The sequence below is a fragment of the Amycolatopsis eburnea genome, assembly GCF_003937945.1.
Classification (GTDB): domain Bacteria; phylum Actinomycetota; class Actinomycetes; order Mycobacteriales; family Pseudonocardiaceae; genus Amycolatopsis; species Amycolatopsis eburnea.
Window position 1 is genome coordinate 642788 of the sequence record NZ_RSEC01000059.1, and the last position, 12860, is coordinate 655647.

Annotated in this window: 13 protein-coding genes; 9 read left to right on the top strand and 4 right to left on the bottom strand. The window is 74.0% G+C overall.

Going from position 1 to position 12860, the window contains the following annotated elements; genetic code table 11:
* The first annotated feature begins 7 nt into the window (after nt 1–7).
* The 4 genes from EIY87_RS35070 to EIY87_RS35085 all read left to right on the top strand — a co-directional run bounded on the left by EIY87_RS35070 (nt 8) and on the right by EIY87_RS35085 (nt 4038).
* Nucleotides 8–664: a winged helix-turn-helix domain-containing protein gene (locus EIY87_RS35070; protein WP_125314183.1), complete on the top strand. Its 657-nt coding sequence runs from the start codon at nt 8–10 to the stop codon at nt 662–664.
* Between the two features lie 91 nt (nt 665–755).
* Nucleotides 756–1403 (top strand): cutinase family protein, encoded by a 648-nt coding sequence (locus tag EIY87_RS35075; RefSeq protein ID WP_125314184.1) that lies wholly within the window; start codon nt 756–758, stop codon nt 1401–1403.
* Between the two features lie 32 nt (nt 1404–1435).
* The gene (locus tag EIY87_RS35080; protein ID WP_125314342.1) at nt 1436–2584 is read left to right on the top strand and encodes a sensor histidine kinase; all 1149 of its coding nucleotides are present in this window, start codon (nt 1436–1438) and stop codon (nt 2582–2584) included.
* On the top strand, nt 2581–4038 hold the full coding sequence (locus EIY87_RS35085) for a BTAD domain-containing putative transcriptional regulator (protein ID WP_125314185.1): 1458 nt from the start codon (nt 2581–2583) through the stop codon (nt 4036–4038). Before EIY87_RS35080 ends, EIY87_RS35085 begins: the two co-directional genes overlap by 4 nt.
* Before the next feature lie 59 nt (nt 4039–4097).
* Here the strand turns inward: EIY87_RS35085 and EIY87_RS35090 are convergent, their stop codons facing one another.
* Both EIY87_RS35090 and EIY87_RS35095 read right to left on the bottom strand, forming a co-directional pair.
* The gene (locus EIY87_RS35090; protein WP_125314186.1) at nt 4098–4781 is read right to left on the bottom strand and encodes an ABC transporter ATP-binding protein; all 684 of its coding nucleotides are present in this window, start codon (nt 4779–4781) and stop codon (nt 4098–4100) included.
* Complete coding sequence (locus tag EIY87_RS35095; protein ID WP_125314187.1) at nt 4778–5845, bottom strand: ABC transporter permease; 1068 nt, start codon at nt 5843–5845, stop codon at nt 4778–4780. Before EIY87_RS35095 ends, EIY87_RS35090 begins: the two co-directional genes overlap by 4 nt.
* A 191-nt stretch (nt 5846–6036) precedes the next feature.
* Between EIY87_RS35095 and EIY87_RS35100 the strand changes: the two genes are divergently transcribed.
* Entirely contained in the window at nt 6037–7209 is a 1173-nt protein-coding gene (locus EIY87_RS35100; protein WP_225440229.1) for a sensor histidine kinase, read from the top strand.
* A gap of 232 nt (nt 7210–7441) precedes the next feature.
* Complete coding sequence (locus EIY87_RS35105) at nt 7442–8071, top strand: response regulator (RefSeq protein ID WP_125314189.1); 630 nt, start codon at nt 7442–7444, stop codon at nt 8069–8071.
* Here the strand turns inward: EIY87_RS35105 and EIY87_RS35110 are convergent.
* Nucleotides 8058–9299 (bottom strand): prolyl oligopeptidase family serine peptidase, encoded by a 1242-nt coding sequence (locus EIY87_RS35110; RefSeq protein ID WP_125314190.1) that lies wholly within the window; start codon nt 9297–9299, stop codon nt 8058–8060. The two genes, EIY87_RS35105 and EIY87_RS35110, sit on opposite strands and share 14 nt — an antisense overlap.
* 188 nt (nt 9300–9487) lie before the next feature.
* Between EIY87_RS35110 and EIY87_RS35115 the strand changes: the two genes are divergently transcribed.
* Both EIY87_RS35115 and EIY87_RS35120 read left to right on the top strand, forming a co-directional pair.
* Nucleotides 9488–9937 (top strand): MerR family transcriptional regulator, encoded by a 450-nt coding sequence (locus tag EIY87_RS35115; protein ID WP_125314191.1) that lies wholly within the window; start codon nt 9488–9490, stop codon nt 9935–9937.
* Between the two features lie 15 nt (nt 9938–9952).
* Entirely contained in the window at nt 9953–10957 is a 1005-nt protein-coding gene (locus tag EIY87_RS35120; protein ID WP_125314192.1) for an NAD-dependent epimerase/dehydratase family protein, read from the top strand.
* On the opposite strand, the gene EIY87_RS35125 is transcribed toward EIY87_RS35120, so the two are convergent.
* Nucleotides 10954–12249, bottom strand: coding sequence for an alpha/beta hydrolase (locus tag EIY87_RS35125; RefSeq protein WP_125314193.1), 1296 nt, complete (start codon nt 12247–12249; stop codon nt 10954–10956). The two genes, EIY87_RS35120 and EIY87_RS35125, sit on opposite strands and share 4 nt — an antisense overlap.
* Nucleotides 12250–12306: 57 nt before the next feature.
* On the opposite strand from EIY87_RS35125, the gene EIY87_RS35130 reads away from it, so the two are divergent.
* Entirely contained in the window at nt 12307–12846 is a 540-nt protein-coding gene (locus EIY87_RS35130) for a helix-turn-helix domain-containing protein (protein ID WP_125314194.1), read from the top strand.
* Nucleotides 12847–12860 lie beyond the last annotated feature (14 nt).

The window sequence follows — 12860 nt, forward strand, 5'->3', positions numbered from 1 at the left end:
TGCGGGGGTGCGGGTGCTGGTGACCGAGGACGACGAAAATCTGCGGGTGGCGCTCGACGCCGCCCTCCGCGCCGCCGGGTTCGCGGTCGACGCGGTGGCCGACCTGCCGGCCGCCGACGAAGCGCTGTTCGTGAACCCGTACGACTGCGCGGTGTTCGACCGCATGCTGCCGTCGGGGGACGCGCTGCGGTACGTGAGCGAGCGGCGCCGCGCGGACTGGCCGATGCCGGTGCTGTTCCTGACCGCGCGCGACAGCGTCGCCGACCGCATCGACGGCCTGCGCTTCGGCGACGACTACCTCGTCAAGCCGTTCGCCATGCCCGAACTGGTGGCGCGGGTCCGCCGGCTGTGCCGCCGCGACCTCACCAGCCGGCCGGACGTGCTGCGCTGCGCCGACGTCGAGCTGGACAACGGCAAGCACCAGGTGACGCGCGCCGGCGTGCTGCTCACGTTGACACGCAAGGAATACCTCGTGCTGGAACGCTTGATGACCGCGGGCGGGCGGCCGGTGTCGCGCGCCGCGCTGCTGGGGTACGCGTGGGACGAGGCGGCGGACCCGGGGTCGAACGTGCTGGAGGTGGTGATCGGCCGCTTGCGGCGCAAGCTGCGCGAGCCGGTGCTGATCCACACCGTGCGAGGTGTCGGCTATCGCATGACCGGGTGAACGGTCCGCCGTTTCATCGGAATTTCATGATCGCTTGGCAGCATCCCCCGCGTCGGGGTCATCCGGACCCCGGCACCGCAAGGGGGTTGAAGTGAAGAAGATTTCGATTCTGCTGACGGGCATTCTCGCGTCCGCCGGGCTGGGCCTGCTTTCCCCGCCCGCGCAGGCCGCGTCGTGCGACGGCACTTACACGATCGTGGTCGGTGGAACGGGGGACAACGATTCCAACGCCCCTTACTGGCAGGGCACCATCAGCCAGCGCGTCGGGTACCCGGCCCAGCCGATCGGCTACAACGCCCGCCAGGGCGTCAACGAGCTGAACCGGCTGATCCGCGACCAGCGCACCGCGTGCGGGGGCCAGCACGTCAAGGCGGTCGGGTTCTCGCTCGGCGCCGCGGTGGTGCACACGTGGGTGACCGAGAACTGGCAGACCATCGACAACGTCAACGCCGTGCTCATCGCCGACCCGAAGCGCGCGCCCGGCCCGGGCAACGCCGGGGCGGCGGGCCACCCGCTGATCGCCCCGATCGCCGGTGCGCCGCTCGCCGGGGTGGACAACTTCTTCGGGAACATCCCGACGCTGACGTTGTGCACCGACGACATCATCTGCGACATCAACGCGGCTTCGGGCCTGCCCGGCTACCTGTGGCAAGGCAAGCACGGCAACTACAACTTCAACGTGGACGTCTATTCCGACGACGCCGCCGGCCAGTGGTACAACGGCGTCTACTACCCCTGATCCACGACGAGTCCTAGGGTGAAACGGTGAAGATGCGGGAGAAGCTGGAAGCGAGTCTCGCCCAGTCCCGGATCGCGTTGCCGTGGTGGGTGGCGGTCTGCACCAACGCGTTCACCGCGTTGCTGGCCGCCACCGCCGTCACCCAGCGGGCGGGGGTGCTGCCCCCGCCCGTGCTCGTCCTGGTCGTCCTGCTCATCGGGGCGACCAGCCTGGTCTGGCTGGGCACCGGCCGCATCCTCCCGGTGTGGACCAAGTGCGTCACGGTGGCCGGCGCGGTGGCGATCCTGCTGACCGAACCGCGGCTGCCGGACTTCGCGCCGATCGTGCTCGTGGTGCTGGCCGCCGAGGTGGCCTCGATCGCCCGGCCCGCGGTCGCGTTCCTGTTCCTCGGCCTCGACCTCGCGGTGCTCGGCTGGGCGGCGGCCGGGCCCGGGCTGACCGGCGCGGCGGTGTACCTGGCCGCGGTGCTGCTCGGGCACTCGGGCGGGTTCATGCTCCGCTGGTACGTCCGCGCGCTGGCCGCCGAGCGCGCCGGCCGGGTGGCCGAGCGGGAGCACACGATCCTCACCGAACGCCAGCGCATGGCACGCGAAGTGCACGACGTCGTGGCCCACTCGCTCAGCATCACGCTCCTGCACCTCACCGGCGCCCGGCGCGCGCTGCAGCAGGACCGCGACGTCGACGAAGCGATCGAAGGGCTCACCGAAGCCGAGCGGGTGGGCCGGGCGGCGATGACCGACATCCGCCGCACGGTCCGGTTGCTCTCGCACGCCCCGGCCGAACGGCACGCGCTGCCGGGCGCCGGTGACATCGCCGGCCTGGTCGCCCACACCCGCGGTGCCGGCCTCGACATCCACTTCGAGCAGGAGGGCGACGCCGCCGACGTGCCCGACCTGGCCGGGCTCACGCTCTACCGGATCACCCAGGAGTCCCTCGCGAACATCGCCAAGCACGCCCCGCGCAGCACCGCCCGGATCCGGCTGCACGTCGGCCGGAACGAGGTCCGCCTGATCGTCCGCAACACCCTGCCCGACCGGCCCGCCGAGTTCGCCGCCGACGGCTCGGGACTGACCGGGATGGCGGCCAGGGCCGAGCAGATCGGCGCCCGCCTGCGGACCGGGCCCGACGGCGGCGACTGGCTCGTCGACCTCGCCGTGCCGCCGTCCGGAGCGAGCCGGTGACCGCGACCCGGGTGCTGCTGGTCGACGACCAGGAGCTGGTGCGGTCCGGCCTGCGCCGCATCCTGCGCCAGCGCGACGGGTTCACCATCGTCGGCGAATGCGGCGACGGCGCCGAAGTACCCGCGGCACTCGCCGCGGCCGAAGCCGACGTCGTCGTCATGGACCTGCGGATGAAGCGCGTCGACGGGATCGAGGCGACCCGGCGGCTGCGCCGGACCGGCCCCCACCCGCCGGTGCTGGCCCTGACCACGTTCGACGACGACGAGCTGCTCGCCGGCGTGCTGCGCGCGGGCGCGGTCGGGTACGTCCTGAAGGACTCGCCCGCCGAGGACCTGATCCGGGCCGTCCGCGCGGTGGCCGCGGGCGACGCGTGGCTCGACGTCGCCGTCACCGCCCGCGTGCTCACCACCTACCGCCACGCGGCCCCGCACCCGGAGCCGGCGCCGGGATCGCTGACCCCGGAAGAGCTCGAGCTGCTGCGCGCGGTCGGCCGGGGGAGCACCGACGCCGAAATCGCCCGCTCGCTCGGCCTTCCCGAACCGGTCGTGAAGACGCGGTTCGCCCGCCTCACGAAGCAACTCGGCCTGCGCGACCGGGCCGCGGCCGTCGTGTACGCCTTCGACCACGGCATCGTGACGGCCGCCCGGACCACTGTGGACACCCCGCCGCCGGCGCACCTGCGGTTTTCGGTGCTCGGCCCCCTTCGCGCGTGGCGCGGCACGAAGGCGCTCGACCTCGGCCCGGTGCGCCAGCAGGCACTGCTCGCCGCGCTGCTGCTGCGCCCGGACGTCGTGGTCACCGACCACGGGCTCCTCGACGACGTCTGGGGCCTCGAGCCCCCGGGAACCGGCACCGGCGTCCTGCCGACGTACGTGCTGCGCCTGCGGTCCTGCCTGCGCGCGGCCCACGAAACCAGCAAGGAGTCGGTGATCCGCCGCGGCCGCGCGGGCTACCTGTTCGCGAGCGACGGCGTCCGGACCGACTTGACGCGGCTGCGGGAACTCGACCAGGAAGCGAAAGCGGCGGCGGACAACGGAGACCTGGACACGGCGGCCGACCTGTGCGCCGACGCCATCGGGTTGTTCCAGGGCGAACCACTGGCGGGCCTGCCGGGGCCCTTCGCGGAAGGCGAGCGGTTGAGGTTGCGGGAGTACCGGCTTTCGCTGGCCCAGCGGAAAGCGGACTCGCAGCTGCGCCTGGGCCGGTACGCCTCGGCCGCCGACGAACTGTCCACTGTGCTCGCGGCCCACCCGCACCGCGAGCCGGTCGCGGGGCTGCTCATGCGCGCGTTGTACGCGCGTGGCCTGCGAACCGACGCGTTGGCGGTGTACGAACGGGTCCACGAGCGGCTGCGGAGCGATTTCGCGGTCGAGCCGGGCTCGGAGCTGACCCGGATCCGGACGGCGGTGCTGGCGGGGGACGACCGCTTTCTGGGCTTCGGCCGGATGTTATGAAAGGGTCGTTCACCTCGCCAGACGACATGAACGACTCTTTCATGACATCGCCGCGGGCGTCAGCGGGTGGGTGCCGGGAGGTGCAGGCGGCCGTCGCGGACCTCGGTGATCCGGTCGGCCGCCGCGAGGTGGGCGCGGTCGTGGGTGACCAGCACGGTCGCCGTGGCCCGCTGGTGGGTCAGGCGCGTGATCAGGTCGAGCACGGCCGCGCCCCGGTCGTGGTCGAGGGCGCTGGTGGGTTCGTCCACCAGCAGCACCGTGGGCTCGTTCATCAAGGCACGCGCGATGTTCACCCGCTGCCGCTGACCACCCGAAAGCTGGTGCGGGCGGCGCCCGGCCTCGGACGCGAGGCCGACGGCGTCGAGCAGCTCCAGCGCGCGGGTGCGGGCCTTGGCCGCCGAGCGGCCGTCGATCCGCGCCATGACCTGGAGCTGTTCGGCGGCGGTCAGCGCGGGCAGCAGGTTGGGCTGCTGGAAGACGATGCCGACCTTGTGCCGGCGCAGGTCGGTGCGCTCGCCGCGGGTCAGGCCGGTGGTCGTGGTGCCGTCGACGGTAACGGTGCCGGAGTCGGGCGTGATCAGCGTGGCGGCGACGGCCAGCAGGCTGGACTTGCCGGAGCCGGACGGGCCGACCACCGCGGTCAGGCTGCCGCGCGGGACGTCCAGGCTGACCCGGTCGAGCGCGGTCAGGCGGGTGTCGCCGTCGGGGTAGGTGAGGGTGACGTCGGTCAGGGTGAGGCTCATCGGGCACTTCCCAGCGCGGTCAGCGGGTCGACGGAGGTGAGCCGGCGGATGGCGAGTGCCGCGCCGGCCCCGCCGAGCAGGACCAGCACCGCGGCCGGGACCAGCACGGTGGCGGGGGTCAGGACGAAGGGGATCGCGGAGCCGGCCAGCGCGGCACCGGCGGCGACGGCGAGGCCGGTACCGGCGAGCGTGCCGCCGGCGAGCAGGACCACGGCTTGGCCCAGCGCGTCCTTGAGCAGCCCCGCCGTGGTGGCGCCGAGCGCCTTGAGGACGGCGATGTCGGCGCTGCGCTGGATCGTCCAGACGGTGAAGAACGCGCCGATCACCAGCGCGGAGATGACGAACAGGAAACCGCGCATCAGCTGCAGCGAACCGTTTTCGGACCGGTAGGAGCCGATCGCGGACAGGGAGTCCTCGCGCGACACCGTCTTCGTGCCGGCGGCGCGGTCGGTGGCCGCGAGGTCCGCGCCCGACGTCGTGGTCAGGGCGAGCACCGTCGCGTCGCCACCGGTCGGCGGCGCCACGGCCCGCCAGACGTCGAGCGTGGTCCAGACGACAGGGGTGTGGCTGAAGGAGGCGTCGCCGGACACCGCCGCCACGGTCAGCGGCCGTCCGGCGAGGGTGACGCGGTCGCCGGGCCGGACGCCCAGGTCGGCGGCGGCCGGTCCGGACAGGACCGCGCCGGCTCCGGTGAGCTTCGCGCTGTCCGGCGCGAGGGCGGACCCGGGCCGGACGCCGAAGACCGACACGCCGGAGCTCCGGCCGCCGGCGGTGGCCTTGGTCGTGGTGATGCCCAGCGGTTCGGCGCTGGTGACGCCCAGCGCGGCCGACCACTGCCGCCACTGCGCGTCGGTGACCGCCGAGTCGGCGTACGACGGGTCCTGGCCGCCGGCGAAGACGATCTCGTCGGCGGCCAGGCCGGTGACAGCGGAGACGTTCTGCTCACCGAGCCCGGCGGTCAGGCCGGACAGCAGGCCGACGAGCAGGGTGATCAGCACGATGACGGTCCCCATCAGGGCGAACCGCCCCTTGGCGAACTTCAGGTCTCTCCAGGCGACGAACACGGCCTCGGACTGTCCTTTCCGGAGGGGAGCGGGTACGGCTCCACCCTCGCCCCCGGCGCCCCGGCGGGGCATCCGGCGGCGGACGGCACTTCCCGGGCCGGACGACGGCGCGCCGGTTCCCTCTTTCGATAGAGGTGGTCCGGGCCGCGGCTCCGTAGCCTGGACGCACTGTGAACGCCGCCGCTCCTGCCTTGACCCCGACCAGCCGGGTGCTGACCTGGTGCCTGCACCTGCTGCTCGTCGCCCTGCTCGGCCTGGCGGCGGTGCGGGCGGTGGCCGGGGGACAGCCGCGGGCCGGTGCGGTCGTCGCGGTCGCGGCGGCCTGCGCGGTGGTGTACGCGGCCGGGCCGCTCCTCCCGCACGTCCGCGCGTCGCGGCGGGCCGCCGCCGGCTGGCTGGGCGTCGTCGGCGCCGCGTGGCTGGCGCTGGTCGTGCTGACCGCGGACGGGGTGTGGGTCGCGTTCCCGCTGTACTTCCTCCAGCTCCACCTGCTGTCCCGCCGGGCCGGCCTGCTCGCGGTCCTCGCCACGGCGCTGGCCGCGATCACCGCGTTCGCCGCGCACCAAGGCGCGTTCACCCCGGCCGCCGCGATCGGCCCGGCACTCGGCGCGGCCGTCGCGGTCGCCGTCGTGTGGGGCTACCAGGCGCTGTACCGGGAAAGCGAACGACGGCGGCACCTGATCGAGGAGCTCACCGCGGCCCGCGCCGACCTGGCCGAGGCCCAGCACACGGCCGGGGTGCTGGCCGAACGGGAACGCCTGGCCCACGAGATCCACGACACGCTCGCCCAGGGGCTGTCCAGCATCCAGCTGCTGCTGCGCGCCGCCGGGCGGTCCCTGCCCGACGGGAACGCGGCCCGGTACGTGGAGCAGGCCCGCCAGGCGGCCGCGGACAACCTCGCCGAAGCACGCCGTTTCGTCGCGGCCCTCACCCCGCCGTCCCTCGACGGCACCACGCTCGCCGGCGCGCTGGAGCACCTGTGCGCCACCACCAGCACCCGCCACCGGATCACCGCGCGCTTCCACGTCGCGGGCGACCCGGCACCGCTGCCGACCGCCCACGAGGTAGCGCTGCTGCGCATCGCCCAGGCGGCCCTCGCCAACACCGTCCGGCACGCGGGCGCGACCACCGCCGACCTCACGTTGAGCTACCGCGACGACGAGATCACCCTCGAGCTGGTGGACGACGGCGCCGGTTTCGACCCCGCAGGTCTCGCGGCACCCGACCCCGGCGAAGGTGGGTTCGGGCTCGCCGCCATGCGCGCTCGCGCCCGGGCGTTGGGCGGCGGTTTCACCGTCGAGTCGGCGCCGGGGCGCGGCACGGCGCTGGCGGTTCGGCTGCCGTGGCCGGAGGTGCGCTCGTGATGGAGTTCTGCTCGTTGTCGGCCGATGGCCGCGCCGGGTCGCGGTACCGCCTTGGCGGCTTGCCTTCCCCGGTCAGAGGTGCGGTCGTGATGGAGTTCCGCTCGTTGTCGGCCGATGACCGCGCCGGGGCGCGGTACTGCCCTGGCGACTTGCCTTCCCCGGCCGGAGGTGCGCTCGTGACTGAGGTCCGCCTGCGGTCGGCCGACCACCACCCCCGGCCCGAGGAACGCCCGTGAACGAGATCCGCCTCCTGCTGGCCGACGACCACCCCGTGGTCCGGGCGGGACTGCGCGCCGTGCTGGAGACCGAACCCGGGCTCGTCGTGGTCGCCGAGGCCGCGACCGCCGAAGCCGCCGTGGCGCGGGCCGCCGGTGGCGACGTCGACGTCGTCCTGATGGACCTGCGGTTCGGCACCGGGATGACCGGGGCCGAAGCCACCGCGGCGATCACCGCGCGGCCCGGGGCGCCCCGCGTGCTGGTCGTCACCACCTACGACACCGACGCCGACATCCTGCCCGCCATCCAGGCCGGCGCCACCGGGTACCTGCTCAAGGACGCCCTGCCCGAGGACCTGGCCGCGGCGGTGCGCACCGCCGCGGCCGGGCGCACCACCCTGGCACCCGCCGTCGCCGACCGGCTCCTGGACCGGATGCGCCGGCCCGATGTCGCGGTGACCCGGCGGGAGATCGAGGTGCTCGCCCTGGTGGCCGACGGGCTGTCGAACCGGGCCATCGCGGAGCGCCTGCACCTCACCGAAGGCACGGTGAAGTCCCACCTCGCGCGCTGCTACACCAAGCTCGGCGTCGACTCGCGCACCGCGGCGGTCGCGGCCGCGACGGACCTCGGGCTCATCCGCCGCTGACCTGCCGCGCCATCCACTGCCACAGGTGCGTCCCGTGGGCGCTCGGGTCGTTGCGGGCGGCGTAGATCCACGACCAGTGGCCGGGGAACTGGTGGCCGTCCCGGACGACGTGGTCGTAGAGCGTCAGTTCGGCGCGCGGGATGAGTTCGTGCGCGTGGACGGAGTTGGCCTGCGGGTCGACCGTGTCGTCGTCGCGGGAGGCGATCAGCCAGGTGGGGGTGCGGATCGCGGCCAGTTCGGGGTCGGGGACCAGCGGCGGGTCCCCGGCTTTCCGGCCGGCGACGACGCCGCAGATCGGCACCGACGAAGCGAACGCGGTGGGGTGCGTGGTGGTCATCTTCAGGGTCATGTAACCGCCGTTGCTGCAGCCGGTGACGTGCACGCGGGCGGGGTCGACCGGGTGCCGGCGAACGACGTCCCGGACGATCTCGTGGATGAGCGGGGCGAAGCGGGGGCCGTCGTCCATCCAGGCGGCCGTGCACTGCGGGGCAACGACGTAAGCGCTTTCGAAGATCGCCTGCGCTTCCCGCGTGGCGAACCCGAGGGCACCGCGGTTGGCGCGCAGCGTGGTCTCGTTGTCGTAGTAGCCGTCGGGCAGGGAAGCGCCTTCTCCGCCGCCGTGCAGCCAGACGATCAACGGCCGCCGGCCACGCCGCGGCGGCGGGGAATACAGCCGGTACTTCATCCCGGACCGCGAGACGTGGTGGGTGAAGACGTCGACTTCGGGGTTGACCAGGGCGCCCTGGGTGAAGCCGGCCAGGGTGAGCGGGCGGCCGTGCCGCCGGACCGGCGCGTTCTGGGTGATGGTGTAGACCAGGTCGAGCCGGACGTTGCGGGCCTTGCTGGTGATGTAGCCGAGGGTGCCGCCGCCCGTCTGGCCTTCGCCGTAACTCAGTTCCAGCACGATGTTCCCGCGGTCGAGCCGCGCCGCCGTCACCGGGCGGTCGAGCTCGTAGCCGACGTCCTGGCCGCCGGTGTCGATCGGGCTGGTGGCCTTGACGTGCACGCTGAACGTGGCGGTGGTGAGGCTCGCCGGCTCGATCGGGCCGAGCCGGGCGGTGTTCAAGGTGAGGGAGGTGACCTGTTCGCCGCCGTCGAGTGTTTCGGCGCCGAGGGTGAACCCGACGCGCCCGGCCGGTGCGGCTTGGGCGGCGCCGGGCAACGCGACCCCGGCGGCGATCCCGGCGCCGGTGATCAGGGCGGTGCGACGGCTGAACGCTTTGACCATGCGAACTCCTCTGTCCGATGAGAGCGCTCCCATGGTCACGCAGATCCCCGGCGGCCGCCAGTACCCGGGTGCCGCCCGCGGCACGGGCCACCGTCCACAGTGGAGGAATCCTGATCGAGGACGTGCTCGCCGAGCGCCGCCACCCGGCCGGTTGACTTCAAGCGCTTGAAGTTCTGCATGCTGGTCCCATGACGGCAGGAGTTGCGGGCGAGCAGGTGTGGCTGACGATCCTCGAGGCGTCGCGGCGCAGCGGGCTGAGCGAGCCGACGCTGCGGTACTACGAGCAGATCGGGCTGATCGGCCCGGTGCCGCGGGAGCCGAGCAGCGGGCACCGGCGGTACGACGCCGCGACCATGGACGTCCTCGATGCGCTCGGTTGCCTGCGTTCGGCCGGGTTGCGGGTCGAGGACCTGCGGCGCTACCTCGAGCTGCTGGCCCGCGGGGACGCGGCCGCCGCCGAGCAGCGCGAGCTGTTCGACCACCACGCCGACCGGCTCGAAGCCGAGATCGAGCGGTTGCGGTCGCGGCTGGCCTACCTGCGGCTGAAGGCACGGCTGTGGGACGCCCGCGACCGGGGTGACGCCGAAGCGGCGAAGCGGCTCGTCCCGGAGCTCCTGGCGCTGATCGAGCGGTTCTGACCGGAGGACGGAAACATGAACGACGACAAGCGATCGGTGGTCCTGGTCACCGGGGGCACCGGCTACCTGGGCGGGCACGCCGTCGCGCGCCTGCTGGCCGACGGGTACCGCGTCCGCACCACCGTGCGCGACCTCGGGCGCGCGGGCGAGGTGCGGGCCGCCGTGGGGCCCGGTGACCTGGAGGTGGTGGCCGCGGACCTGGGCGCGGACGCCGGCTGGGCCGAGGCGGCCGCGGGGGTCGGCTACGTGCTCCACGTCGCCTCGCCGTTCCCGCCCGGCTCGCCCGAGACCGACGACGAGGTGATCCGCCCGGCTCGCGACGGTGCGGTCCGGGTGCTGGCGGCCGCCCGGGAAGCCGGGGTCCGGCGGGTCGTGCTGACGTCGTCCTTCGCCGCGGTCGGCTACGGCGCCACGCCGCGGGAGGAGTACACCGAGGCCGACTGGACCGACCCCGCCGACCCCAACAGCGCCTACATCCGCTCGAAGGTCGTCGCCGAGCGCGCGGCGTGGGCGCAGGTGCGCTCGGCGGGCGGCCCGGAACTGGCGGTGATCAACCCGGCCGGCATCTTCGGCCCGGTCCTCGGCGGCCGCCTGTCGTCGTCGGTCGCGCTGGTGCGGGCGATGCTCGACGGCGCGATGCCGGTGGTGCCGCCGCTGTACTTCGGCGTCGTCGACGTCCGGGACGTCGCCGACCTGCACGTCCGGGCGATGACCCACCCGCGGGCCGCGGGGGAGCGGTTCCTGGCCGCGGCGGGGAAGTCGATCAGCTTCCTCGGCATGGCCCGGATCCTCGCGGAAACCGTCGGCGGCGACGGCCTGCCCACCCGTGAGCTGACGGCCGAGCAGGTGCGGGCCGCCGCCGAAACCGACCCGGCGATGCGGGAAGCGCTCGGCCGGCTCGGCCGCGTCCCGGTCATCCGCACGGACAAGGCGCGGAGCGTGCTCGGCTGGCGGACCCGCCCGGTGGCGGAGACGATCGCCGACACCGCCCGCAGCCTGCCGGCGGCCCGGCTCGGCTAACGCTCGCGCCGGAACCCGCGCCGAGGGACCTTCCGCCGCGGCGAACCCAGCCAGTCGGCGATGTCCGCGACCACGGCGGGGTCGACGTGCTGCGCCGACTCGTACGCCGCGGGCGTGGAGGGACCCTCGCCGCGGAAGAACATGTGGTCGTCGGCGTCGTACACCCGGATCGTCACGTCGGGCCGATCCGCCAGGCCCGCCTGCCAGCCCGCGAGGTCGCCGTCCGCGGTCACCTGGTAGTCGCGGGCGCCCTGCAGGACGAGGATCGGCCGGTCCAGCGCGGCCGCGGTGGCGACCGGGTCGTAGCCGCGCAGGTCCAGCCAGTACGACGCCGGCCAGCCGAAGAGCAGGTCCGACGCCGGGACCTCCGGGGACAGCCCGGGGCTCTCGACCAGTGCGGCCTGCCGGGTGGTCGCCTCGACGAGCGACGTCGTCGCGGGACCGGGATCCCGTTCCGCCAGGTACCGCGCCACCCGGACGGCCGACCGGCTCAACGGCACGGTGTCGCCGGCGAGGCTCACCACACCGGCGATCGACGCGTCGGCGGCCGCGACCCGAGGTGCCACCTTGCCGCCACCGCTGTGACCGGCGACGAACACCCGCTCGGCGTCGACGGTCCGCTCCCGCTGGAGCAGGCGCACGGTGGCGAGCGCGTGCGGCAGGTACTCCTCGGCCATCGTGAACCCGGGCTCGGCGCCGACGCGGGGGTGGGTGTGGGTCACCTTGTCGAACCGGGCCACCGCGACCCCGCGGCTCGCCAGTCCCCACGCCAGGTCCTTGAACGGCTTGTTCGGGCCGGCCGTCAGGTCGCGGTCGTGCGGCCCGGAGGCGAGCAGCACCAGCCCGGGCCACGGGCCGCGCCCGGCCGGGAGGGTCAGCGTGCCGGGCACCGCGAGCGGGCCGTCGCCGATCGTGACTTCCCGCTCGGTGAAGCGGTCCGGGGTGGCGTAGCCGGGCGGCTCCCACGAGGTGCTCTCCGGTGGGGCGAGCCGCAGGCCGTGCAGCAGGCCGGCGTCGTCGACCGACATGACCACGGTCAGCCCGCCGCGTTCGCACGTCACCGGAACGCGCACCCGGACCAGTCCCGCGCCGGCCGGCTCGCTCACCGGCCCGCCGACCGCCGAGACCGGCCCGATGCGGGCGATCTCGCCTTCCCAGCCGACGCGCAGCGTCTCGGCGGACGCCACCGCCCGCAGTCTCGGCGCGAACAGCTCCGCCACGTCGGCGAAGCGCCGCTCCGCCGCCCATCCGACCACCGCCGCGGCGACTGCCGCGGGCCCCCGTTCCGGCATCGTCCCCCACCTTTCTCGCTTTTTGCGAACGGTATCACCGTGTGAGATCGTTGGGTAGTGGACACCTTGGAACTGCTGGCGCACCCGGTACGGCTGCGGATCGTGCACGCCATGCGCGGCGGGCGGACGCACACCACCGCCCAGCTCTGCGCGCTGCTGCCGGACGTCTCGAAAGCGATGGTCTACCGGCACGTCGACCTGCTCGCCTCGGGCGGGATCCTGCGCGTGGCCGAAGAACGGCGCGTGCGCGGCGCCGTCGAACGCCACTACGAGCTGCGGCCGGAACGGGCCTCGATCGATCCCGCCACGGCCGCGGAACTGTCCCCCGAGGACCACCGGCGCGGGTTCGCGGTGGCCGTCGCGGCGCTCGTCGCCGAGTTCAACGCCTACCTGGACCGGGAAAACGCCGATCCGGCCACCGATCCCGTCGGCTACCGGCAGCACGCGGTCTGGCTGACCCGGGACGAGCTGATCGCCATGAACGACGAGCTGCGCGCCGCGATCCTGCCGCGGCTGGCGAATCCGCCGGCCCCCGGCCGTACCCGGTACCTGCTCAGCCCGATCCTCTTTCCCAGCGAACAACCCGCTGCCGACTGAGGTGCCGCTGTACG